The sequence below is a fragment of the Vineibacter terrae genome, assembly GCF_008039615.1.
In the GTDB taxonomy this organism is placed as follows: Bacteria; Pseudomonadota; Alphaproteobacteria; order Reyranellales; family Reyranellaceae; genus Vineibacter; species Vineibacter terrae.
Map to the genome: position 1 here is coordinate 20,230 of NZ_VDUZ01000015.1, position 20,699 is coordinate 40,928.

Sequence of the window (20,699 nt, forward strand, 5' to 3'; positions counted from 1 at the left end):
GCGGGTCCCCGGAAGAATGAATAAGCGGCGTTCACGCCGCCTCCCATCGGAATCACAAAAGCAACAACTGTCCGCAGGCAGCCAGTGATGGCGCGCTCGCGGCAACGATGGGAGTTGACCATGAAATACGCGATCGTTGATGGGCAGCGCCGGGAGGCTTTGCGCGGGCTAAAGGGCACATGCGAGGTTTGCGAAGTCCCGGTGACGCCGAGATGCGGCAGATTCAGAGTGCCGCACTGGTCGCATCCTCCCGGCACCGTCGATCACCACTGGGAGCCCGAAACCGAATGGCACCGGCAATGGAAAGCCTGCTTTCCGGAAGGGTGCCAGGAAATCGTCCATCAGGCGGACAACGGCGAAAGGCACTTCGCGGACGTGAAGACCGGGCACGGGCACGTCATCGAGTTTCAGAATTCGCCGATCTCTGAAGAAGAGCGCTCATCTCGTGAAGCGATCTACCGCCCGATGTTCTGGGTGGTGAATGGCCTGCGACTGAAAGGGGACAGGCGAGCGTTCTTTGAGGCACTGCGCCTCGGGAGAGTTGCGCGCGCGACTCCCCTGACGTTGGTCGTTCCGACGGAAAACTGCCTGCTGCTACAAAAATGGGAGAATAGCCGCACGCTCGTTCTTTTCGATTTCGGAGAGGTCATCGATGTAAGCGATGCGTTGCGCTTCGGGTCTCCGGTCCTGTGGGTTTCACATCCGGGAAGCCCGAAGGGCAGGGCCGTATTGACGCCGGTTTATCGAAAGCGGTTTCTGGAAGCCATGACCAAAGGCGAGCCCCTCAAGGGCATCAGCTGGGGGAAGAACGTTGCACCTGTGGTCCGGCTCCCGCATCTGGTGATTCCGTGGCAATCGCATCGCCGGAAGCCAAGGCCTCCAGGACGCAAGCGATACGCCGCACGCAAGCGCCGGTCATGGTCCGGAAGCGGCATCAAAGCGCGTCGGAGCTGGAGGTAGAGGACTTGCCAGAACGGCAACTAACCGAAAAGGAGCAGGACGAGATGTTTCGCGGCTTACAGAAGGACCAGATGCAGCGGCTTAGCCTGCCTTTGCCAATAGCTGGAGCTCTGCGATAAATCGCTCGAACTGGTCCTGCGATAGCGTCGTGCCGTAGTACCCGTCACAGAGTTCGACGATGCGGTAGCCTTTCTCCGTCCTGTCGATCACGAACAGTTTCGCCCGTTTCTCCAGGCACTCAATGATTGTCGGGTGCTCCTCGACAAGAATCTCGTCATGCCACGGTGACGATCCTGCGAAAGCTGCATCGCTCATAGCTTCTCCTGACGTTTGCGACTTTGTCCTTCGGACCCCTTTGCTGTTCCTACAGTACGCAATTCGGCGCGTCCGATGAACATCGGACCGGGCTCTAGTCGGCCGCATAGGGATGTTCAGCGGCCTCCCGAAGCCGCCCTCCGGTAAGTTGAGGGGAGGGCGTCTTCGCCGTCCGGTGACGATCCCTCGCGCGAAGGATTCGCGGACAGCCTCCGGCTGACTTCCTTTCTGTTTTGAAGTGGGGGCGTGCCGCCCGGTCTTTCAAGAAGTGGGGGCGTGCCGCCCCCTAGCCGTCAAGGCAACCCCTTCGGGCTGCGGCGGGGCGTATCCCCGTCTTTCGGATTCTTCTTTTTTGGATTCTTCGGACTGCCAAGACGGGTGATCCCCCTCACCCCGCCTCCGGCCTGTGACGGCCAGCCCCCGCTCATCGGCGCGGGCCTAGTTCGGTTGCAGCAGCAGCGCAACCGCAAACTAGGAGAAAGTCCATGAAACCCGATCTTTACCAGCGTATCACCAGCAGAATCGTTGCAAGTCTGGAGCAGGGAGTCCGTCCCTGGCTGAGGCCGTGGAACGCGCAGCACGCGGCAGGCCGCATCACAAGGCCGCTGCGCTGCAATGGCATCCCGTATCAGGGAATCAACGTCCTGATGCTGTGGGGCGAGTGCGTCGCGAAGGGTTACAGCGCACCCATCTGGATGACCTTCAAGCAAGCGCTTGAACTCGGCGCATGTGTCCGCAAGGGCGAGCATGGATCGCTTGTCGTCTATGCCGACCGCATCCGCCGCACAGAAACCAACGAGCAGACCGGGCAGGACGTGGAACGCGAGATTCCGTTCCTCAAGGGTTACACCGTGTTCAACGTGGAGCAGATCGACGGACTGCCCGAGCGCTACTACGGCAAGCCCGAGCCGCGCCTTGATCCCATCCAGCGCATTGAGAAGGCCGATGCGTTCTTTGCCGCGCTGCGCGCCGACATCCGCCACGGTGGCAATCAGGCCTACTACACCATGGCGCACGACTATGTGCAGATGCCGCCGTTCGAGTCCTTCCACGATGCTGAAAGCTACTACGCAACGCTTGCGCATGAATGCACTCACTGGACTCGGCACGGCTCACGCCTTGAGCGCGATTTCGGGCGCAAGCGCTTTGGCGATGAAGGCTACGCCATGGAGGAACTTGTTGCCGAACTCGGCGCGGCCTTTGTCTGCTCTCACCTCGACCTGACGCCGGAGCCCCGCGAGGATCACGCCGCCTACATCGCCTCATGGCTCAAGGTGCTGAAAGACGACAGGCGCGCGATCTTCACTGCCGCTTCCCACGCGCAGCGCGCCGCCGACTTTCTCGAAGCGCGGCAAGCGCCCGCGCAGGCGAAGGAGGCCGCATGAAGCGGCCCGACACGATCATCATCGAGGGGCGCGCCTATTCGTGGCGCGCCCTCCTGGAGGCGCGCCGCGTGCAGCTTGAAGCATGGGAGGCAGCGCAGTCCCGGCAGCCCGCGCTGTTCGCCCTCAAGGTAGATTGCCGCCCGCAACCGGAGCGCAGCGCCGCCGGGCGCTATCGCGAACCGACCTTGCTCGCGTTGCTGCGCGAGCGCGGGGGATGAAGAGGGCAAGAAAATTTCGCGCCCGCCTGGGGCGGGCGCGGAACTCTCTGGTCCTTCTAATCATTCATGAACCGGGCGACGCCGCCCATCGTGAGTATGGCCGCGTCTTCGCACAGGGATTCAAGCGGAACCTTCTCATCGATTCTCGCGTAGTGACCGCCGGTGATCCCGGCGAGATGACGGAACACTGCTTCCGTCATTTCATCGTTGCCTTCCTGAAAGCAGTAGAGCCTTGTGCCAAGGTCCTTGAGCCTCAACGCAATAGCTTCGGCGGCGAGGGGGTCCTGCAAGAACCTCCCGCCGACGAGGATGATGGCGGCGGGGCGGAAGCAGGGAATATCGATTTCAAAGCCCGCAAGCGCCTCGGTAAATCCAGTCAACGAAGGTAGAGTGCTAGCGCCCCCGCCTTCCATCCTCGCCAGATTGAATTCGATCTGGCCAGGATCGCCGCTGGGAAAAATGGTAATCGCCTGAAGGCCGGTGAAATAGACCGCGCGCATAGTGATGGGACCAAGGCCCTTCGCGGCGCGCGCGATCCGGCTCGGCATGGTCTTCATCCTCGTGACCATGCTTTCACTGCCCGTCGCCGCGTCAATGATGATTCCCATGTAGACCGTCAGTGGCGCGGCCGGATCGTCAAACATGCGCATGAAGCGCTCTCGCTCGCGCAGAAAGGCTTCCTGCGTTATGGGCCGTGCGTTTGCCGTTCGCCTCATGTCCGTCTCCGTTCTCAGGCGAAATATGTGAAGGCGACGGAACATCCGGAATGGCGAAGGCAGGTCACATCCTGGTCATGCGGAAAAGAGGCGCTCCGGCTCCCTTGGGGAACCGGAGCGCGCCGCGTCAGAAGGGACGAGGCCCGGCGGGCGGATGCTTGCGCTTCCTGCGCCGCTCCGCCTCGCGGCGGTCGTCATCGTCGATGATCGCGATGGCGATGAGCAGCAGCCAGAAGACGCTGACGCCGGGAGCGGCGTCGGTCTCGCCGCTGGCGGCAAGGGTGAATGTGATACGAAGTGATTGCATGGTTTCCTCCATTGCTTTGAAGGCCCGGCCAATCCGGACCTTTCTTGCCGCCACGAAGGGAAGCAGGGAGGGTGCGGGGCGCATCCCGCAGGGACCGCAACGAAGAGGAGGAGCTTCACGCTTGCGCCCGGATAGCGAACTTCCTGCCAGTCTCGTGGCCTGAAAGTCCGTATGGCTGAAGGCGTTCTGCTTGCTTTATGGAGGACCTTGCGATCCCGTATCGCGTTCAATCCGTGCCACGCGGGGAGGCGCGCCGATGAAAGTCCTGTTCGTCTGCACCGCGAACAAGCTGCGGCAGCGAGGCCGCCGAGGCGGTATTCGCGGCGCATCCCGGTCTTGAAGCGCGCTCGGCTGGCCTTGATGCAGCGGCAGGCCGCCCGCTCACCGCCGATCTGGTCGCCTGGGCCGACCGACTCTTCGTCATGGAGCAGCGCCACCGTGAGGCGATCCGCAAGCGCTTTCGCAAGGCGCTTGGCTCAAGGCCCGTGATCGTTCTCGGCATCCCGGATGAGTTTGCCTTCATGCAGGATGAACTTGTCGCCCTGCTGAAAGAGCGCGTCCCGCCGCTTCTTGACTGAGCGGTGGTAGCGTCGCACGCGACGCGCGCAATGGCCGCGGCCGCGTTCTTCTTCGTCCTCGCTTGCCGGTTCTCAAGGTTGACGCAGACCTAGCCGGGCGCGCCGTCCGGTCAACGGGCTGCCCGCGCCAAGAGACCGTGTTGCCCGTTTCCTGCCCCAACAGAAGGGGCAGTGACCGTCCGGCTGATGCCCCCGGCCCTTCGTTTCCGCGTCTTGAGAAACCTTCAAGCGAAAGGAGACGAAGATGAAACTCTTGACCAAATCCATCCACGCGCAGCTTTTGCGCAACGGCCGCCTCCGTCAGGCGCGGCAGGAATCGGGGCGCGCGGAGGACGACTTCATCCCCGTGGTGAAGCTGTTCACACCTGATGCGCAGTGTACCTGGCTTCTGACCGAACTCGATCCTGAAGATCCCGACATTGCCTTCGGCCTTTGTGATCTCGGCATGGGCTGTCCGGAACTGGGCGCAGTCCGCATATCCGAACTTGAGTCGGTGCGCGGCAGACTCGGCTTGCCGGTCGAGCGCGATCTTTCCTTCTCGGCGAGCCATGCGATCTCGGTTTACGCGCGAGCCGCCTGGAACGCGGCTGCGATCACCGAAGACGACGCTGCATTGACGCAAGCCGCCGCGCGGGGAGGTGCGTCATGACGCACCCATCCGTCCAGCTTGGCTTTGAGGCGCTGCTTGCGTCAGCCGAGGCCAGTAACCACGCCCGCGAGCAGGAGCGCGCAACCGCGCACCTGCCGTCTTCGATGCTGGAGGGCATCCCCTACTATCGCCTGCTGATCCGTCAGCACCACGCGGCGATGCTGGCGGCCGACGTGGACGAGGCCATGCGGCTTCGCGTGGAGGCCGCTCTGCTCGCGCGCCGTCTGAACGGCGGTGAGACCGGCATCCTCGCGGACGATGACGCGCCGGGCTGCGTCCTTGCCCGCGAAACTTCCGCCGAGATCGGCACGGTTCCCCTCTGGGGCCAGGAGGGCGAGTTCATCGTTACCGTCGGTGCCATGCGTGTCCGTATCGAACTCAAGGGCATGTTCTGTATCGGCAGCCGCGTTTCGTTTTGGCCGGGGTTCGCCGCCCACGCGGTTGACATGGATCGCCCTTACTTGAGCGAAACCGGCTATCGCAGCTTTCTCGGCATCCACGCCGATCCGGTGCCGGGACTTCTTCCGGATGAATTCGTGAGCAAGGTGATCGCCGCCCATGTCGCGGGCGAACTCAAGGGCAGGCTGCTCGCGATCAAGCCGCTTCGCAAACGGGAGGAGGGCGCTTAACCGCGCCCTTCTTCGGCCTGCAAGCAGAGGCGGGTTGCGCAGAATTGCCGAGGGCGTCCGTTCACACCGGGCGGGGTCCATGGACATCACCCTTGTCGTCCTGACCAAAGCTGCCCGATGGCAATCCAGAAATGTCAAAGCCGCGCCTGTGCATGTCATGGAGCGGCGGCTTGCGGGGCCGAGCGGTTGTTTGGTTTTTGCGGCGTTGTACGACAGGCCGTGTCGTAGCTTCTCCCGCTTTTCGGCCGGTTTTACTCGACTTTCACGCCATCACCTGACCGTGCGCGCCGCCGATGCAATGGGCTGCCCGCTCCATTCCCCCGGATCAAGTGTCCGGGGTCCCGTGTTGCCCATTCCCCTTGCGGTGCATCGCCGTCTTGTCCGCACGATCTATCGGTGGGGCGTTCGAGTAAACCTTAACCGAAAAGGAGAAGACCATGACGACACGTAACGACAGCCGCAAGGAATCCAAACGCGAAACCCAGCCCCCGGCGCTCATCGCCTACCATGTGAGCCAGCGCGGCGAGAAGTCCTTCTGGACGCGCATCGGGGCAGCCTGGAAGCACGAGGACGGCAAGGGCCTGAGTGTTCATCTCGACCTGGTGCCGGTGAACGGCGGACGCCTCGTTCTGCGGGAACCCACCGAAGAGGTGCAGGCCATCGAGGAGAAGGGCGCGTAAGCGCCCTTCTTTCTTTGCTTCATGCGGCTTGGGATTTTGGCGGACGGCCGGGCTTGCCGGGCTTTCGCCTGGCCGTGAGCATCAGACCGTTTTCCTTGATGATCCGCCGGACTTCCGCGAGCGCGCGCTCCTGCCGCCCGCTTTCGCGATCCGCAAGAAGCTTCCTCGCCCGCTCGATCACGGCGCGGAGCCGCTCATCGGGAAGATGGGTCAGCGAGTCCAGCAGCGGGAATTCTTTCGCATCGGACATGACCGGCTCCGTCAGAAGGGGATATCGTCATCGGGATCGGGGTTGTCGCCACCGGCAAGGCGCACATGTCCGCCTTCGTCTTCGACAATCCGCAGGTCGTCATCATCGTCGTGGCGCGTTTCCAACGGCGAAGACGCCCCTTCCGCGAGCAAGCGCTCATCGTGTGCCCGCCATTCCCACAGCGCCGGGGTGAGCACGCTCTGGATGAAATCTACCGGACCGAAGTACCCTTCGCGTTCGGCAAACCGCGTTGCGAACTCAAAGTCGTCTTCGTCAACGAGCAGAGCGACGAGGACATGTCCATTCCGGCGCAGATAGCGATGCTTTGTCATGACCGCTTCCCTTGTTTCGGGCCGCCGAGCAGCGGCCGTTTCTCATGCGTGATAGCGGGACTTTTCCCACGGGGGAGCGCCGGCTGATTTTGCGGCGGGGTGGAGCGCTTTTCCTGCTGCGTTGCCTGCGGCGGAGCGAGCGTGGATTCCATGCGCTCGACCTCATAAGAAGACAGCGTTCCGCTGACGCGAGCGCGGGCACCGCACCCCTCATGGCAGACGAAGATGAAAGCGCCGTCTTTGTCCACGTAGGAGCGGCCCGTGCACACCAGTTCGCGGCATGTGCCGCAGCGCACATGAAGATATTTGCGATAGCCCCTGCACCAGGGGCAGGGGCTCAGGAGGAGTTGAGCAACCTTCGCGGACGGAATGTGCGCCGTAGTCGGCATTGCCGGCCCGTCCTTTCCGTTCGCAGCGCCAATTTCCGCCTTCACCGGATCGGAGCTCGGGACATACGTTCCGGATTGATCGCGATGCAGGTGCGTTCGGGAGTAGTGTCCGTGCACGGCGCAGCGGACAAAGAGATGGAACGCCTCCGGTTCTGCCTGCTGCCCGAACTTGAACCCCGTGAGCCTTTCGAGCTCGGGGCCGATGTCCTTCGGGGCGCGCGCCTTGCGAAAACGCTCAAGAGCGCGGGAGAACGCGCTCTTTGTCGGCGGCTTCGGATTGATCTTGGCGGGAAGCATCGGTTGATCCTTCGCAATGGTTTCCGTTGTATCGACAATCTGGTGAGACGCGCCGGGATGAGGAGGGCTTGATCCTGGTCACGGGCTGGTCAACGCCAGCCGCGACGGCGCGCCACGCAATCCCGCGCGGTGTTGACGGCTTGCGCTTTTTCCTTTGATCCGCCCGTATCGGGATGAGCCTTACGGATCGCGCCCTTGTAAGCGCGGTTGAAATCGGCCCGTGTGAAGTCCCCCGGGAGGCCGAGAAGGCTAAGCGCTTCAAGGTAAGGATCAGGCGGTGGCAGCGGTTCTTTTTCTTGCTCCTGTCGCGGCGGCTCTTCCTCTGGCGCGGGCTCTTCGGGCGGCGGATCGTTCAGCTTGAACTGCGAGAAGAAGGAGTCGTCCCACTGTTGCTGATTGGGAGGCGGCTCTTCTTGCGGAGCGCCGCGCCGCCATTCATCGATCAGGACAATCAGAAAGGAAACGCAAAGCGCTGCGCCCCGGCCAAGGGCAAGGAGGCCCTGCCCGGCCATGAGGACGACCTGCCACAGGCAGATCGCAAAAAAGCGCAGCAGGTAGCCGACAAGGCAAAGAAAGCCATAGAAGACCATCGCGAGCAGGTCCGAGAGGGCCAGCAGGATGATGAAGCCGACGAAGGCGTAGACCGGCTCCATGCTAGCTGCCTCGCACATGCGCCACCGCAAAGAGGATGACGAACCAGAGGATCAGCAGCGCCGCCATGGGGTGCGGGGTGAGCCACCAGGCCGCGAGGTAGACAAGCCGGCCCCACAGCACCCTTGCGCCGGTGCCGAACTCGGCCCCCCGTTCCTTGCCGTAGTAGGGATTGCGGTGGTAGCGGCCCGCGAATTCAGGGCGGTTCCAGTAGGGCGTCTTGTTCAGGCGAAGCGGATAGAGATTGTCGATAAAGGCGATCATCTCGGTGTCGGCCCAGCGCAGGACCTCATCGAGCATGACGAGCTCGCGCCCGGTCTCCGAGAGCGTGAATCCGCCGCCGGAGCTCCGGCTTCTGACCGTGATGGTGCAGCGCCCGCAATAGACCTCGACTTCCTTCGCCGTCTCGGGGTCACGCACGCCGATAAAGCGCTTGAGGCCCGCGTTGCCCTGAAACGTCTGCCATTCCTTTTCGTAGAGGTATTTGGGCTGCGCGACGTTCTGGAACTGAAGGCTCCACTGGACGCGGTACTTGCGCAGTTCGGCGAGCCACTGCGGCAGCGACTCGATGCGCCCCAGCGAGGCGGCTTCGTCGATTTCAAAGAGGACCTTCTCGCGCGCCAGGGTGCCGCGCTCCATTTCCCAGACGGCGGACTGCATCGCAAGGCGCGGGATCGCCTTGTGCGTTTCCTTGTATTGGAGCGGCAGGATGACGGCGATCACCGCGCCCTTTTGCTTGCGAAGGCCCTTGAGCGCTGAAAAATCCACATCGCTCCGGCTGACCGCCGCGCGCGCCTTGGGTTCCGCGATCCATTCGAGGTTCTGCTGGACGGTGCTCAGAACCGCGCTGAATTCCTCCGAAGCCTGCTTTTCCATCCGCTCCATGTCGATGGCAACGCTGCGCACGAACCCGCCGCACGCAGGGTTCGCCTTCATCGCCGCCAGCAGCTTCTTCCAGCCGGCGACATCGAGATGCACATGGTCGTACATCGTGCCGGGGTTCTGCCGGTCACGCGGTTCTGTCGTCTTGATATGGACGATGCTCGCGTGCTTCCAGGTCTGCGCGCGGTCGATGAAATACTTCGCGGAGCCGTTTTCGCGGCCCGATCGCGGGGTGAGGATTTCCGCGCAGAGTTTGGCGTCCGCCGCAAACGTCTCGCTCGCGGGATCGAGGAAGTCGAAGGGATTGAAGGCGTGCGAGGGCAGTTCCCAGGGCTTGCCCCTGTGCATCCCGAACGGATTGATGGCGTAGACGGCAAAGCCGCGCTTGCGCCATTGCCTGATCGCGACGGCGGCGTTCTCACCGCCGGGATCATTGAGGAAGATGAAGCGGTAGTGCAGCAGATTGGGAATGATGACGGTCGTGCCCTTGCCCGAGCCCGCAGCCCCGTAGGTGATCGCGTGGGTGCCGTCGTAGTGGACGGGCAACAGGCCCGTCCAGTCGCCGACCATGAGCCCTCTTTTCCTGAAGAGGCCGTAGCGGAAGGCATCAAAGACGGAGAGCCACCCGGCGGAGCCGTAGGTCCTGGGCGTAGACCGGAAGCGCCATGCCAGAAGCGCAAGTCCGGCAACGCCGGCTGCCGCGTACGCGAGGATGCTTCCAACCACGGGGGCTTTCCTTTGCTACAATCCGGCGCGGCGCGCGCCTTGAGTAGCGTTGAGATCGTCGCGTGCGCGGAAGTTTTCGAGAGCGGGGGCAGGTCACGGGCTGGTCATGGCGGAAGCACTCGACACATTCAGCATCGAGGAGCGCGCGCGCATCAGAAGCGCCTTGCAGCGCTACAAGCAGCTCAAGGGCGGCATCGGCGACACAAGGCTCCAGCAGCACATGGAAGAGGTGTTACGCCTGCCCGTTCGCCTCAAGGCCCTTCAGCGCTTTATCGCGGGCACGCACCGCACCGATGACATCACCGTGCATCGTTACCGGCTGTTCCTGCGCAAAGCGGCACCGCCGCCTCCCGAGGATGATCTTGCCAAGGCCTTCCGGACATTCCTGCCCCTGTCCGTGAGCTTTGGGCCGAAAGGGGCGGTAGGCCGCCTTGCGGGCAAATACCAGGCCTTCAGGAGGCCTTATCAGGACGGCGCTGATGGCGCGGACGAAAGCAAGCAGACAGGCCGATTGCAAAGATTTGCGCGGTTCATGCCAAGGCCGTCGCATGGAAGCGGATTTGACCCTGCCTGCCTTAACTTCAACCTTGAGCGATCAGGCGAGCCCGGCTTTCTTCGCGTGAGCGAAACGATCGATGAGCGCATGGACGAAGAGGCGGGAGCAACGAGTCCGGCGAAGGCCATGTTCGGAAGCAACGGCTTCATACTCCCGTGCGCAAGGCGCGAGTTCTTCATGATGACGCGCGGATTCGGAGAGACGCGCCTTTATCTCCTGCACATGATCTCGGAAGACCCGGCCGTGCTGCGCGGGCTTGTCTTTGAGGCGCAAGACATGCTGGACCTGAGAAAAAACAAAGAGAGCGCCTGGAATCCGTCCTTTGAGATCGTCCTGGGAAGAAGAACGAACGCGAAGAGCCAAGTCCCGAGCACGAGCGCATGAGATGACCAATGTTTGACCAACGACATTAGAGCCTGATACTGATTGATATTCCTTCCGCCATGCCGGTAAGGCGAAGCATTAACCGCACGTTAATGGTTGAAGCCGGACAATAGAGAAATACATCGTGAAGAGACGATACAAGATGTGCGCGGGGTCCCCGCGCCATCTTGGGAAGGGGGCTCAATCGCCGCCCCCGTTCCATCCCCGTCTGTCGGCCGTCTCGGGCATCGAACCCTCGTCAGCCGATAGCACCGTGTCGCCGGTGCATCACGACCAAAGAGCCTTCGTGCCCTTTGGAAACCAGACCAGGAGACTGCGCTCTCCTGGACCATCGCGGAGCGTTTCGCCGCTCCACCACGACCGGGGCTTTCGCGCGCCCGGACCACGACCAAAGGGAGACTTCCGCTCTCCCCTTGGCACCCCATCGACCCGGCACGCGCGGCCGGGAACGCGCATGAAGGAGGCGCGCGAAAAGTGAAACGCCATGCCCGGCAGCGGCAGTGAGACGAGGCAGCGCGGTGAAGTCCTGAAGACGCGCTGCACCAAAGAGGAAGCCGCCCTGTTCCGAACGTGGGCGAAAGCCGCCGGCGTCTCGGTTCCCTCGCTGATGCGCTATGCCATGTTCGGAATTGCACCGCCTCGCGCCAGCCGCCAGCCGCAGGTGAATGTGCAGGAAGTCGCGCGCCTGATCGGTGAAATGGGCCAGCTCAAGGCCGCACTCAAAGAGGTGGCGGCGAAGGGTTCGCCCGAGGCTTGCGACCGCGCGCATGATGCCGCCTGCCGTGACATCGCCGATATGTGCTATCGCGCCTTCACCGCGCTCGGGAGAGAGCCGTGATCCTGAAGGGCAGCCAGCGCGGGGAAGGCACGGACCTAGCCACCCACCTGATGAACACCTACGACAATGAGTTCATCGAAATCGGCGAAGTCCATGGCGCGGTCGCAGAGGATCTTCACGGCGCGTTTGCCGAGTTCGAGGCGGTGTCGCTCGGCACGAAAGCGAGGGAATATCTCTATAGCCTGTCCATCAGTCCACCCTCGAAAATGAGCCGCGAGCAATATGCCGACACGATCCGTGAAATCGAGAAGGGCCTGGGACTGACCGGACAGCCGCGCGCCGTGGTCTTTCATGTCAAGGACGGGCGCGAACATTGCCATGTCGTGTGGTCTCGCATCAACGTCGAGACGATGCGCGCAATCCATATGTCCCACGATCACAGCCGCCTCATGGACATGGCCTGCAAGCTTGCCCGCAAATACGGCTTTGAGCTGCCGGACGGCCTCAAGAAATGGGAGGCGAAGCAGAGATTCGAGAAGGACTATCTTGAGGCAACCCGCGCCGAAAATGCGCAGGCTGAAGAGACCGGCATCACGCCCGAAATGAGGGCCGCGCAGATTACGGAAGCCTACAATCAGTCGGACACGGCAGAGGCCTTTCGGGCGGCTTTGGAGCAGCAGGGCTACATCGTCGCGAAGAGCGACCGCCGCGACTTCGTGGTCGTCGATGAATTCGGAAATGTTCATAGCCTGTCCCGGCACATCAAAGGCCACAAGCCGAAGGACAAGAAGGCGAAACTGGCGGGGCTTTCAGCCGTACACCTGCCAAGCGTGGAGCAGGCGAAGGAACTGGCCCTACAGATCGCGCAGGCGCGGCTGGATGCGCAGCGCAAACATGAAGAAACCTCCGAGGCCATGGCGAAGGCCCAGGCCGAGCTGCGGGCGCTTAAGGATAAGCGGCAGCGCAAAGAGCAGGAATCTGCGATCAGACAAGCCGCCCGCCGTCTGAAAGTGCAGATCGCCGAACAGGAATTGCTGACCCGGCAGCAGGAGGAACGGCTATTGCTGCACGTGGCGCAGCTAGCCGAAAGCAAGGGATTCCTGTTCCGCATTCGCAGCACGGTTGCCGACCTGATCGGACGGGTGCCAGGCCTGCGGTCCGTCCTCGGCCCTCTCCAGAACCTCACCCACCTCGATCCCAAGGAAAGGCACCGCCTGGAGGATGAGGCGCTTTCGCGTCGTCATGCGCGGGAGCGGCAGTCCATCGAGCGCCGCAAAGGCAAGCTCGCGCTCGTCGAAAAGCGCGAACAGCAGTCACGCGCGAAAGCGCTGCGGCTTGAGCAGCGGCTTGAAGGAAAGATACGCCTCACGGCCGAGCAGTCCGCTCATATCAGCAAAGAGACTCTTGCGCAGGCTGAGCACAAGGCGATGCAGGATTTCTACGACGCTGCGCGCGATCAGGGCCTGTGGCAGCAGAGAGTGTTCGAGGAAGGGGAACTGCGCCAGACATTCAATGATGCGGCTGGGATCGATGCGACCCCGCCAAATTCGGGTGATGGCGACAGCCACACGCCTGACCCCCACGACGATCCCGACGATGATGGTGATGATGATGATCCGAAGATGAGGCGGCGACGCGGCAAGGGTTATGGGTATCGAAGGGATTCGGATTAGGGTCTACTTCCCGACCCGTACCGAGCCCGCGCGGAGAGCTCAGAACGGCTACTGTGCAGTTTGCACAAGGGAGGTGATGAGAGCGTCCGCTTCTTTGCGCCGCCGTTGCGCGTTGTCTGAGACGAGTGCTTGTTCGGGCGGCGTGAGATCAGACAGGAAGCGAAATCCATCGACAACACGGCGGATTGTTGCGTCCAGGTCCGGCCGCTGGTCCTTGCGCAGCAGATTGGTCAGGTCAGCAACGTCGTAGTCGCCATCCTCCATGATCCGGGTGCGGAAACGTTCGTAGTCAAGGCCCGGCCCGCCGCTGTTCCAGAGCTTCAGGACAGCAAGAGAGCGGATGAGATCGCGATTGAGCGGACGCGCCGCGAGTTCCGACAGGTCATGAAGGTCGCGGATTTTCGAGCGCTGACTGGCGGCCCGGATTTTCTCTGCAACAACCTCCTCGAAGGCAAGGCAGGGAACCGCCGCCGGTGCAAAGCCCAAGAGTTTGAAATAGTCCTGCTCGATCTGCGGCAGGGCGAGAACCGGGAGGACCGGGAACTCGCGGGTGCTGACCTGGAGCTTGATCTTCACGCCCCTCTCATTCTCGGCATGAGCGCAAACCGGGTTCGCGGCGCAGCCTTCCTCGATCAGATACCAGTCCTTATCCTTGTCGAACCGGAACGAAAGGCCGTGGTAGGGGGCCTGGAGCGCATCCAGCATCATCAGCATCAGATCGTCGGTGCTGATTTGCGTGCGGCAGGTGAAATCAAGGTCGGTTGATAGCCGGCCGCGTGGACCGAAAATCATCTTGCGCAACATCGTTCCGCCCTTGAAAGCCAGATGTTCAGTGACTCCTCTTTCCGAAAAGAGTTGGAGCAGATGGGTCAGGATCACATCGATTTCGACGTTGCCGATGTCTCTTGCTCCGGAGCGCCCCGCGACCTGACGTAGCTGGCCTGTCGTCAGCATCAGGCTTCCTTCCCGGAGCGCAGGCGCGGCACTTCGGCCAGCAAGTCTTCGCTCCGTGCATTTACGAACAGGCCCCATGCGGCGACATAGCCGAGATCGCCTTCCTTGCGCTTTGGGCGGCCAAGGGTCGAGCGGGTGGATTTCGGGATGGCCTGCCGGATGCGCTGGCGGGTCTCCTCTGGAAGGGGCTTGCCGACGATGTCCGTCAGAAAGCCGAGCCGCTGGAGCAGCGAAGTTGACTTCATGGTCAGCCCGGCATCGGCAAGGGCGACCGCGTCAATCTCGCTCATGGCGCTGTAGATGATCCGCGCAAGTTCAGCGGGGCCGCCTGCGAGTTCAGGCCGGTCGATGCAATCGATCACCGTCTTTTCGGGCGTTGAGATCATCACGTTGCGCCCGTAGACGTTATAGCTCTTGAACCCAAAGAATTTTTGCTCCGCAATCGTCACGAAGCGGACTTCGCTACCTTCGATGAGCCGCGCCCTGGCCTGCCGCAGGACGGCGACAGTTACGGCCATCGGCTTCTGCGTTGTGAACCCATGAAAGGCGGCGGCGGACCACCATCCGACATAGGAGGGCTCGATCACAGCGGAGGCGAGCGCAAGCATATTGTTCTCGCCGATATTCTCGGGACCATGCTCCGGCGGCAGCAGCATGTAGCGGCCGCCGACGAGCCGGGAGAGCCAGCCTTTGCGGATGAGGTTGCGGATGACCTTGCGCCCAGTCTGCTCGGAGCCGAGCAGGTCAATGATTTCGGCGGCGCGCACGACCTCGCGGCCCTGTTCCCGGAAGGACAGGACAACCTTGGTTTCGTTAGGTCCTAGTGTTCGTAGATTGGTTTCCATATCAAAATAGCCCCTTGAGGGCACATCTGATATACAAATTAATCTAGAATCCAGTTATTGTCAAGATATTGGATTAATTAATATGCAAAAACAGCCCTCCAAGGGCGAAACTGCCATAAGGACTAATCTATGTCAAAAACCCCCAATCAATCCCAGCCGGGCAGCTCCTCCTTACCAGCCGGCAGCTGCGATCCTCGCGCACGGAAGAGCAGGTTAAGGTGGTTGCGTGCCCCCGCAACCACATCACAACCACAGCCCCAGCACACAAACGCTGGGGCTGTTCGCGTTTGTACCCGCTAACTCCCCTGCTAAAGGGCACACCTTCTCACGCGGCGCGCACAGGTCGGTCGCCCAGCGGCGGTAGAACGGTAGGACTCTGCCAGGTTCGGGCTGTTGCCGGCGGAGGGCAACGATCCCTGCCAGCTGCGAGCCCGGCCACCGATGGCGATGTGTCAGGAACGCTCCTGCCGCCTTCTCCATCTGCTTCGGCCGCAGGCCGCTGAAGAAATCGGCGGCTGCGCATGCGACGCGGCGGTGAGGATGACCTAGTTGCTGATGACCCACCGCTCGCGATCACCGCGCGCGAGCGTTGCTTTTGGCCGCCTCGACAATGAGGCTTGCGTCGTGGGCGGGAACGTTGAGCGTCAGGCGCATTCCATCACGCACCGATCTGCGCAGCGCATGCGATCCGCGCGGGAAGATGGTCAGCTCTCCGCTTCTTTCCAGGCTCTGGATGCGGCTTCGAGGCAACCGCAATTCAACCGCAAGAAGCCGATCCCCGCGCAGGGTGATCGGATGCGGAACAGCGCAAAGAATTTCCAGCTGGCACGTCGGCGCGCTTCTTTCCGACAGCACCTCCTTCAGAACCACAACGTCGTTGAACTCCTCCAGCTGCCATGCACAGCGCCTGAGGTCCTCGGCATCGAAAGCCAAGCGACGTGCCAGCGTGAGATCGTTCACGCGCAGCGCGCTCAGGAAGAGCGGATCAATTGACTGGACATGCCGGCGCTCCGGGATAGGCCGGTTCCAGGTGTTGTCACACGACGTACACTTATAAATCAGCCATGCATCGATCCGTTTGCCATTGGCGTTGATCCTGATCTTGTCGCTGGTTCTGAAGCTTCTTGTGCCGCGGCACCGGTTGCAGTGCAGCAGAGGCTGAGGTGGTGTCTGGGGAGCAATGGTCCACTTGACCCGTAAGATCTCGGACATGCCGGTTCGCACTTCCCGTTGGGAAGCCCACCAGGCAACGGCCCGATCAAGCGCGGTATGGCAGGGATCGTAAGGCGAATAGGGACGTGATGGCGGCCGGGCAAAGCCGGCGCGGTTCAGCCATGCCAAACCGGTCTCGAGCCGCCACCATGAAGAGACTTCGCGCTAAAAAGCACGGCGACGCGTTGGCGTTGCCGCACCTATCTGGTGGAACTGACGAGACCGGCGGTTACGTAGGCAAAGCAGAACTCACCGTTCAGTATGGAAGTGGCTATTAGCCCGAGGCGCTGAAATTAGGAAGCCTTGGCCTCGCGGGAGATCTTGTCGCTCTGGACGGCCACTCCATTCGGCCACGCCCGCACGGTGGTTCAAGCTCAACGACCCGAAGACGAAGATCGAGTTCGTGGTTGTGGTGGCCACGGTAGCGGACCTACCCTCCTGCCGTCCGCAACGCGGAGGTCCCCATGACCATGAGCAAGGGTGTCGTTGTGCCACCAGGCGGCGGCAGGCGTCTCGAGGAAGCGTCAGGCCAGGTCATGTCCATGAAGCTGTTCGGTCGCGAGACCGGCCAGAGCGTGACCTTGTTCGAGCAGACCGTGCCCGCCGGCTCCAAGAGCAGGCAGCTGGCTGCATCTGCATCATGACAGCGACGAGATCGCCTGGGTGCTCGAAGGAGAGTTCACGTTCGAGATCGGCGAGAAGGTGACGACCGGCGGACCGGGCACCTGCGCCTTCCTGCCGCGCAACGTGCCGCACGCCTGGAAGAACAGCGGCGACCAGCCGGGCCGAGTCGTGTTCCTCTATACCCCGGCCGGCGCCGGCCGCTTCGTCGAGGAGATGCTCGAGCGGCCGCCCGAAGGCGATCTCAAGAAGCGGCTGGAGGAATCCGGCTGGGAGGTGCTCGGGTCCAATCCGCTCTGAGGGCGGCAGAAGGGCTGCAGCGCTGCATGTCGTGAAAAACGTCTCTCACCTGACGGCCTGAAGGAGCCAGCCATGAAAATCCTGAAGACCAGCGACATCGAGGCCAAGGAGCGCAGCGGCGGCCTCTTCAAAGGACGGGTCACCGTCCAGCCGGTCCTCGATTCGGACGACAGCGCGCTGCGGACCAACCTGATCAACTTCGATCAAGGTTCGGTCAATGTCTTCCACGTGCACGATTTCGACCAAGTCCTCTATGTCACGGCAGGAGAGGGGATCATCGCCACCGAGACGGAAGAGATCCGGATCGGGCCCGGGGATTTCGTCGTCATTCCGGCCGGCGAGAAGCACTGGCATGGTGCCACGCCCAATTCGGCATTCTCGCACATCGCGATCTCGATCCGCGGCAAGACGAGCTTCTAGCGATCGTCGGACAGCAGCGCGTCGGTCGGTGGCGGCGGGCGAGCGGCGTTCACCAGAGGCCGGGCACAAGCCGAAACCGGGTGCGCTGCGCGTAGTCGGCGTAGCCGTCGAGCTCGGCGCGAAGCAGCGCGTCCTCCCGCTGCGTCCGCAGGATCAGGATCGCGCTCGCCCAGGCCGCCGGGATGAGCGCCCACCACGACGCCAGCGCGAGCGCCAGGCCGGCAAACACCATGAGCGCGCTGACGTAGCCGGGGTGGCGGACGATCGCGTAGGGGCCGGTGCTGATGACATGCTGGCCGCGCTCGCGCTGGAGGCGCACGCCCGGCTCGAAGAAGCGGTTGACCGCCTGGGCCCACGTGCCGAGCGCGATGCCGGCGCCGAGCAGGACATAGCCCAGGACCACGATGAAGGCCGGGACCATCGACCACGACATCCTGCCGGCGTCGAGGGCGGCGAACGGGATTTCGGCGATCATCGCCGGCAGCATCAGCCAGAGCAGGATCAGGTCCCAGCGCTTGGTGCCTGGCTGGAAGCGGCTGCGCGCCCGGTAGATGACCGGGTTCACCCACGCCAGGATCAAGGCTGACGCGCCGTATGCGACGACAAGGAACCCGATGAAGAGCCAGCCGGGTGGCCAGTCGAAGTGGCCGACCGGCAGGAAGACGAGCTCGACCAGCGCCAGCGGCAGACCGACCGCGTAGCAGATCGCGGCCACGCGGGACATGGGCTTGGGTTCGATGACGCTCATCCGTCCAATTCCTTCCCATTGCCGTGGCGCGGGCGCTGCGCCTTCCTGCGCGCATTGACACAGCTGCGTGCCGGGCTGACGCTCACCGGCCGCCGCGACCTCGATTGAGGCTTTGCCCCGCCGGCGGTGATGCCATGGTGCCCGATATCGCCGCGTTCTACGCCGTCATCATCCTGATGTTTCCCATGGCGTACTTCATGTTTGCGTCGGTTGCGTTCCTCTTTGTGAGCCTGGACATACCCGAGGTGGCGCAGCTGCTGCGCGGCCTGCTCAATGTCTACTTTCAGATGGTCATGATTGCCGGCGTCATCGCGGCGGCAGCCTTTGCGGCGACCGCGCGTCCGTTGTTCGCCGTCTTCATGTGCCTGATCGCGTCCCTCTCCATCGTTGCACGCCGCTGGTTCCTGCAGCGCATGGACGCCGACCGCGGTGCCAGGGAAGCGGGCGACCGCAACGCAATCCGACAATTCCGCCGGCTGCATTGGGGCGCGATGGCCGGCAACGTCGTCCAGCTCGCCGCCGTTATGGCCAGCGTCCCGTTCATCGCTTAGGTTCCGCGGCCATGCGCCTTCTCCTGCGGTCGCGACCGCCACGGCGTCGAAGAGCCCGCCGGGGTCCGTGTCGGACAGCCCGGCAGGCTCATGCGCACCGCGCTCGATCCTCAGCGCATGACGAACGGGTTCGCGGGCGAGCCTTCGGCCATGGAGATCCAGACACTCTTGGTCTCGAGATACTCGCGGATCGCCTCGATGCCGCTCTCGCGCCCGATGCCGGAATGCTTCATGCCGCCGAACGGCATCATGTAGCTGATCGCGCGGTAGGTGTTGATCCACACGGTGCCGGCCTTGAGCGCGGCCGACATGCGCAGCGCCCGGTTCATGTCCTTGGTCCACACGCCCGCGGCCAGGCCATAGATCGTATCGTTGGCGAGCCTGATGGCCTCAGCCTCGTCATCGAAGCCGATGATCGACAGCACCGGCCCGAAGACCTCCTCGCGGGCGATGCGCATCTGGGGCTTGACGTCCGTGAAGATGGTCGGCTCGACGAACTGCCCGCCCGGCAGGTCGCTTGCCGCGCCGCCGCCCAGGATGCAGCGCGCGCCCTCGGCCTTGGCGATCTCCATGTAGTCGAGGATCTTGCGGTACTGCGGCCCGGTCGTAACCGGCCCGATATTGGTGTCGGGCTGCATCGGATCGCCCTTGCGCGCGGTGCGGCCGAGCTCGGCGACCTTCTTGCTGAATTCCTCGCGGATCGAGTTCTGCACCAGAAGCCGTGAGCCCGCGATGCATGTCTGTCCCGTGGCGGCGAAGATGCCGGAGATGGCGCCCGCCGCCGCGGCGCCCAGATCGCAATCCTCGAACACGATGTTCGGCGACTTGCCGCCCAGCTCGAGCGAGACGCGTTTCAGTGTCTTGGCTGCCTGGGCGTAGATCTTGGCGCCGGTTGCGTCCGAGCCGGTGAAGGTGATCTTTGCGACCCCCGGATGGTCGACCAGCGCCGCGCCCGCTTCCTGGCCCAGGCCCGTCACGACATTGAAGACGCCGTCGGGAAAGCCCGCCTCCTTGGTGAGCGCGGCGAATTCCAGGGTCGAGGCCGAGGCGAACTCCGACGGCTTGACCACGACGGTGCAGCCGGCCGCGATCGCCGGCGCGCATTTCCACGCGATGAACAGCAGCGGCGAGTTCCAGGCCGTCAGCGCCGCCACGACGCCCATCGGCTCGTGCCGCGTGAAGGCGAACGTGTCGGGCTTGTCGATCGGCACGACGGCGCCCTCGATCTTGTCGGCCAGCCCGCCGAAATAGCGCCACCATTCGGGGTGATAGGCGAGCTGGCCGCGCATCTCGGCCAGGAGCTTGCCGTTGTCGCGGACCTCGATCTCGGCCAGGCGGTCGACATTGGCGGCGACGAGATCGGCCAGCTTCAGCATCAGCTTGCCGCGCGCCGAGGGCACCATCTTCGACCACGGGCCCTGCAGGGCCTGCGACGCGGCGGCGACCGCTCGGTCGACATCGCGTGCGCAGCCCTGCGGAATGCGCGCCCACGCCTCGCCGCGGTAGGGATTCATGCTGTCGATCCACTTGCCGCCGAGCGGGTCGACATAGTGGCCGCCGATAAAGTGCTGATAGGTCTTCACATGCCCCTCCTCTGGATCGCGTTCCGGATCGGACCCGACTCTATGCCTGTTGCGGCGCGCTTGTACGGACCGCGACCTTGGACCTGCCATGTCCCTACGTTATAGTTTTT

Annotated in this window: 27 protein-coding genes; 14 read left to right on the forward strand and 13 right to left on the reverse strand. The window is 63.0% G+C overall.

From position 1 onward, the window contains the following. The first annotated feature begins 120 nt into the window (after window positions 1-120). Window positions 121-960: a competence protein CoiA family protein gene (locus FHP25_RS14710; protein WP_147847698.1), complete on the forward strand. Its 840-nt coding sequence runs from the start codon at window positions 121-123 to the stop codon at window positions 958-960. Between the two features lie 81 nt (window positions 961-1,041). Here the strand turns inward: FHP25_RS14710 and FHP25_RS14715 are convergent, their stop codons facing one another. Beyond that, window positions 1,042-1,275 (reverse strand): hypothetical protein, encoded by a 234-nt coding sequence (locus FHP25_RS14715; protein WP_147847699.1) that lies wholly within the window; start codon window positions 1,273-1,275, stop codon window positions 1,042-1,044. Between the two features lie 485 nt (window positions 1,276-1,760). Here FHP25_RS14715 and FHP25_RS14720 point away from each other — a divergent pair, with 485 nt between their 5' ends. Beyond that, window positions 1,761-2,660 (forward strand): ArdC family protein, encoded by a 900-nt coding sequence (locus FHP25_RS14720; protein ID WP_147847700.1) that lies wholly within the window; start codon window positions 1,761-1,763, stop codon window positions 2,658-2,660. Continuing rightward, window positions 2,657-2,878, forward strand: coding sequence for a hypothetical protein (locus FHP25_RS14725; protein ID WP_147847701.1), 222 nt, complete (start codon window positions 2,657-2,659; stop codon window positions 2,876-2,878). Before FHP25_RS14720 ends, FHP25_RS14725 begins: the two co-directional genes overlap by 4 nt. Before the next feature lie 56 nt (window positions 2,879-2,934). Here the strand turns inward: FHP25_RS14725 and FHP25_RS14730 are convergent, their stop codons facing one another. Next, the gene (locus tag FHP25_RS14730) at window positions 2,935-3,594 is read right to left on the reverse strand and encodes a vWA domain-containing protein (RefSeq protein ID WP_147847702.1); all 660 of its coding nucleotides are present in this window, start codon (window positions 3,592-3,594) and stop codon (window positions 2,935-2,937) included. Between the two features lie 127 nt (window positions 3,595-3,721). Further along, a complete protein-coding gene (locus tag FHP25_RS14735; protein ID WP_178133541.1) occupies window positions 3,722-3,901 on the reverse strand; it encodes a hypothetical protein in 180 nt (59 codons plus the stop codon). A 422-nt stretch (window positions 3,902-4,323) separates the two neighbouring features. Here FHP25_RS14735 and FHP25_RS41400 point away from each other — a divergent pair, with 422 nt between their 5' ends. The 4 genes from FHP25_RS41400 to FHP25_RS14755 all read left to right on the forward strand — a co-directional run bounded on the left by FHP25_RS41400 (window position 4,324) and on the right by FHP25_RS14755 (window position 6,437). Then, window positions 4,324-4,479, forward strand: a complete 156-nt coding sequence (locus FHP25_RS41400) for a hypothetical protein (RefSeq protein ID WP_218578385.1) — start codon at window positions 4,324-4,326, stop codon at window positions 4,477-4,479. A 244-nt stretch (window positions 4,480-4,723) separates the two neighbouring features. Then, the gene (locus tag FHP25_RS14745) at window positions 4,724-5,128 is read left to right on the forward strand and encodes a DUF2958 domain-containing protein (RefSeq protein WP_147847704.1); all 405 of its coding nucleotides are present in this window, start codon (window positions 4,724-4,726) and stop codon (window positions 5,126-5,128) included. Continuing rightward, on the forward strand, window positions 5,125-5,757 hold the full coding sequence (locus FHP25_RS14750) for a hypothetical protein (RefSeq protein ID WP_147847705.1): 633 nt from the start codon (window positions 5,125-5,127) through the stop codon (window positions 5,755-5,757). The genes FHP25_RS14745 and FHP25_RS14750 overlap by 4 nt, the downstream gene beginning before the upstream one ends. Window positions 5,758-6,194: 437 nt before the next feature. After that, window positions 6,195-6,437, forward strand: a complete 243-nt coding sequence (locus FHP25_RS14755; protein WP_147847706.1) for a hypothetical protein — start codon at window positions 6,195-6,197, stop codon at window positions 6,435-6,437. Window positions 6,438-6,456: 19 nt separating this feature from the next. Here FHP25_RS14755 and FHP25_RS14760 read toward each other — a convergent pair whose 3' ends face one another. From FHP25_RS14760 to FHP25_RS14780, 5 genes are all read right to left on the reverse strand, one after another. Continuing rightward, window positions 6,457-6,687 (reverse strand): hypothetical protein, encoded by a 231-nt coding sequence (locus FHP25_RS14760; RefSeq protein WP_147847707.1) that lies wholly within the window; start codon window positions 6,685-6,687, stop codon window positions 6,457-6,459. Window positions 6,688-6,698: 11 nt separating this feature from the next. After that, on the reverse strand, window positions 6,699-7,019 hold the full coding sequence (locus tag FHP25_RS14765) for a hypothetical protein (RefSeq protein WP_147847708.1): 321 nt from the start codon (window positions 7,017-7,019) through the stop codon (window positions 6,699-6,701). Further along, on the reverse strand, window positions 7,016-7,705 hold the full coding sequence (locus FHP25_RS14770; protein ID WP_147847709.1) for a hypothetical protein: 690 nt from the start codon (window positions 7,703-7,705) through the stop codon (window positions 7,016-7,018). Before FHP25_RS14770 ends, FHP25_RS14765 begins: the two co-directional genes overlap by 4 nt. Before the next feature lie 89 nt (window positions 7,706-7,794). Further along, window positions 7,795-8,358: a hypothetical protein gene (locus FHP25_RS14775; protein ID WP_147847710.1), complete on the reverse strand. Its 564-nt coding sequence runs from the start codon at window positions 8,356-8,358 to the stop codon at window positions 7,795-7,797. Between the two features lies 1 nt (window position 8,359). After that, a complete protein-coding gene (locus FHP25_RS14780; RefSeq protein WP_147847711.1) occupies window positions 8,360-9,964 on the reverse strand; it encodes a type IV secretory system conjugative DNA transfer family protein in 1,605 nt (534 codons plus the stop codon). A gap of 106 nt (window positions 9,965-10,070) precedes the next feature. Between FHP25_RS14780 and FHP25_RS14785 the strand changes: the two genes are divergently transcribed. The 3 genes from FHP25_RS14785 (at window position 10,071) to FHP25_RS14795 (ending at window position 13,355) form a co-directional block, all read left to right on the forward strand. After that, window positions 10,071-10,904, forward strand: a complete 834-nt coding sequence (locus FHP25_RS14785) for a hypothetical protein (RefSeq protein WP_147847712.1) — start codon at window positions 10,071-10,073, stop codon at window positions 10,902-10,904. 484 nt (window positions 10,905-11,388) lie between these two features. Next, window positions 11,389-11,742 carry a plasmid mobilization protein gene (locus tag FHP25_RS14790; RefSeq protein WP_147847713.1) on the forward strand — a complete coding sequence of 118 codons (354 nt, stop codon included), beginning with the start codon at window positions 11,389-11,391 and terminating at the stop codon, window positions 11,740-11,742. Then, a complete protein-coding gene (locus FHP25_RS14795) occupies window positions 11,739-13,355 on the forward strand; it encodes a relaxase/mobilization nuclease domain-containing protein (protein ID WP_147847714.1) in 1,617 nt (538 codons plus the stop codon). Before FHP25_RS14790 ends, FHP25_RS14795 begins: the two co-directional genes overlap by 4 nt. A gap of 48 nt (window positions 13,356-13,403) precedes the next feature. Here FHP25_RS14795 and FHP25_RS14800 read toward each other — a convergent pair whose 3' ends face one another. The 3 genes from FHP25_RS14800 to FHP25_RS14810 form a co-directional block, all read right to left on the reverse strand. Continuing rightward, the gene (locus FHP25_RS14800; RefSeq protein WP_147847715.1) at window positions 13,404-14,309 is read right to left on the reverse strand and encodes a nucleotidyl transferase AbiEii/AbiGii toxin family protein; all 906 of its coding nucleotides are present in this window, start codon (window positions 14,307-14,309) and stop codon (window positions 13,404-13,406) included. Continuing rightward, window positions 14,309-15,154 carry a type IV toxin-antitoxin system AbiEi family antitoxin domain-containing protein gene (locus FHP25_RS14805; protein WP_147847716.1) on the reverse strand — a complete coding sequence of 282 codons (846 nt, stop codon included), beginning with the start codon at window positions 15,152-15,154 and terminating at the stop codon, window positions 14,309-14,311. Before FHP25_RS14805 ends, FHP25_RS14800 begins: the two co-directional genes overlap by 1 nt. Window positions 15,155-15,727: 573 nt before the next feature. Beyond that, window positions 15,728-16,495 (reverse strand): DUF1062 domain-containing protein, encoded by a 768-nt coding sequence (locus FHP25_RS14810; protein ID WP_218578386.1) that lies wholly within the window; start codon window positions 16,493-16,495, stop codon window positions 15,728-15,730. A 335-nt stretch (window positions 16,496-16,830) separates the two neighbouring features. On the opposite strand from FHP25_RS14810, the gene FHP25_RS14815 reads away from it, so the two are divergent. The 3 genes from FHP25_RS14815 to FHP25_RS14825 all read left to right on the forward strand — a co-directional run bounded on the left by FHP25_RS14815 (window position 16,831) and on the right by FHP25_RS14825 (window position 17,707). Beyond that, a complete protein-coding gene (locus tag FHP25_RS14815; RefSeq protein ID WP_147847717.1) occupies window positions 16,831-17,010 on the forward strand; it encodes a hypothetical protein in 180 nt (59 codons plus the stop codon). Window positions 17,011-17,029: 19 nt separating this feature from the next. Continuing rightward, a complete protein-coding gene (locus FHP25_RS14820; RefSeq protein WP_231712326.1) occupies window positions 17,030-17,287 on the forward strand; it encodes a cupin domain-containing protein in 258 nt (85 codons plus the stop codon). Between the two features lie 72 nt (window positions 17,288-17,359). After that, window positions 17,360-17,707: a cupin domain-containing protein gene (locus tag FHP25_RS14825; protein WP_147847719.1), complete on the forward strand. Its 348-nt coding sequence runs from the start codon at window positions 17,360-17,362 to the stop codon at window positions 17,705-17,707. 49 nt (window positions 17,708-17,756) lie between these two features. On the opposite strand, the gene FHP25_RS14830 is transcribed toward FHP25_RS14825, so the two are convergent. Beyond that, a complete protein-coding gene (locus FHP25_RS14830) occupies window positions 17,757-18,455 on the reverse strand; it encodes a methyltransferase family protein (protein WP_218578387.1) in 699 nt (232 codons plus the stop codon). A 134-nt stretch (window positions 18,456-18,589) separates the two neighbouring features. On the opposite strand from FHP25_RS14830, the gene FHP25_RS14835 reads away from it, so the two are divergent. Continuing rightward, a complete protein-coding gene (locus FHP25_RS14835; protein WP_147847720.1) occupies window positions 18,590-19,006 on the forward strand; it encodes a hypothetical protein in 417 nt (138 codons plus the stop codon). Window positions 19,007-19,116: 110 nt separating this feature from the next. Here the strand turns inward: FHP25_RS14835 and FHP25_RS14840 are convergent, their stop codons facing one another. After that, on the reverse strand, window positions 19,117-20,589 hold the full coding sequence (locus FHP25_RS14840; RefSeq protein ID WP_147847721.1) for an aldehyde dehydrogenase: 1,473 nt from the start codon (window positions 20,587-20,589) through the stop codon (window positions 19,117-19,119). Window positions 20,590-20,699: the final 110 nt, after the last annotated feature.

Excerpts from the sequence above, each read along its gene's own strand:
- FHP25_RS14710 (WP_147847698.1), top strand. The coding sequence starts at position 121 with ATGAAATACGCGATCGTTGATGGGCAGCGCCGGGAGGCTTTGCGCGGG.
- FHP25_RS14715 (WP_147847699.1), bottom strand. The coding sequence starts at position 1,275 with ATGAGCGATGCAGCTTTCGCAGGATCGTCACCGTGGCATGACGAGATT.
- FHP25_RS14720 (WP_147847700.1), top strand. The coding sequence starts at position 1,761 with ATGAAACCCGATCTTTACCAGCGTATCACCAGCAGAATCGTTGCAAGT.
- FHP25_RS14725 (WP_147847701.1), top strand. The coding sequence starts at position 2,657 with ATGAAGCGGCCCGACACGATCATCATCGAGGGGCGCGCCTATTCGTGG.
- FHP25_RS14730 (WP_147847702.1), bottom strand. The coding sequence starts at position 3,594 with ATGAGGCGAACGGCAAACGCACGGCCCATAACGCAGGAAGCCTTTCTG.
- FHP25_RS14735 (WP_178133541.1), bottom strand. The coding sequence starts at position 3,901 with ATGCAATCACTTCGTATCACATTCACCCTTGCCGCCAGCGGCGAGACC.
- FHP25_RS41400 (WP_218578385.1), top strand. The coding sequence starts at position 4,324 with ATGGAGCAGCGCCACCGTGAGGCGATCCGCAAGCGCTTTCGCAAGGCG.
- FHP25_RS14745 (WP_147847704.1), top strand. The coding sequence starts at position 4,724 with ATGAAACTCTTGACCAAATCCATCCACGCGCAGCTTTTGCGCAACGGC.
- FHP25_RS14750 (WP_147847705.1), top strand. The coding sequence starts at position 5,125 with ATGACGCACCCATCCGTCCAGCTTGGCTTTGAGGCGCTGCTTGCGTCA.
- FHP25_RS14755 (WP_147847706.1), top strand. The coding sequence starts at position 6,195 with ATGACGACACGTAACGACAGCCGCAAGGAATCCAAACGCGAAACCCAG.
- FHP25_RS14760 (WP_147847707.1), bottom strand. The coding sequence starts at position 6,687 with ATGTCCGATGCGAAAGAATTCCCGCTGCTGGACTCGCTGACCCATCTT.
- FHP25_RS14765 (WP_147847708.1), bottom strand. The coding sequence starts at position 7,019 with ATGACAAAGCATCGCTATCTGCGCCGGAATGGACATGTCCTCGTCGCT.
- FHP25_RS14770 (WP_147847709.1), bottom strand. The coding sequence starts at position 7,705 with ATGCTTCCCGCCAAGATCAATCCGAAGCCGCCGACAAAGAGCGCGTTC.
- FHP25_RS14775 (WP_147847710.1), bottom strand. The coding sequence starts at position 8,358 with ATGGAGCCGGTCTACGCCTTCGTCGGCTTCATCATCCTGCTGGCCCTC.
- FHP25_RS14785 (WP_147847712.1), top strand. The coding sequence starts at position 10,071 with ATGGCGGAAGCACTCGACACATTCAGCATCGAGGAGCGCGCGCGCATC.
- FHP25_RS14790 (WP_147847713.1), top strand. The coding sequence starts at position 11,389 with ATGCCCGGCAGCGGCAGTGAGACGAGGCAGCGCGGTGAAGTCCTGAAG.
- FHP25_RS14800 (WP_147847715.1), bottom strand. The coding sequence starts at position 14,309 with ATGCTGACGACAGGCCAGCTACGTCAGGTCGCGGGGCGCTCCGGAGCA.
- FHP25_RS14805 (WP_147847716.1), bottom strand. The coding sequence starts at position 15,154 with ATGGAAACCAATCTACGAACACTAGGACCTAACGAAACCAAGGTTGTC.
- FHP25_RS14815 (WP_147847717.1), top strand. The coding sequence starts at position 16,831 with ATGACCATGAGCAAGGGTGTCGTTGTGCCACCAGGCGGCGGCAGGCGT.
- FHP25_RS14825 (WP_147847719.1), top strand. The coding sequence starts at position 17,360 with ATGAAAATCCTGAAGACCAGCGACATCGAGGCCAAGGAGCGCAGCGGC.
- FHP25_RS14830 (WP_218578387.1), bottom strand. The coding sequence starts at position 18,455 with ATGAGCGTCATCGAACCCAAGCCCATGTCCCGCGTGGCCGCGATCTGC.
- FHP25_RS14835 (WP_147847720.1), top strand. The coding sequence starts at position 18,590 with ATGGTGCCCGATATCGCCGCGTTCTACGCCGTCATCATCCTGATGTTT.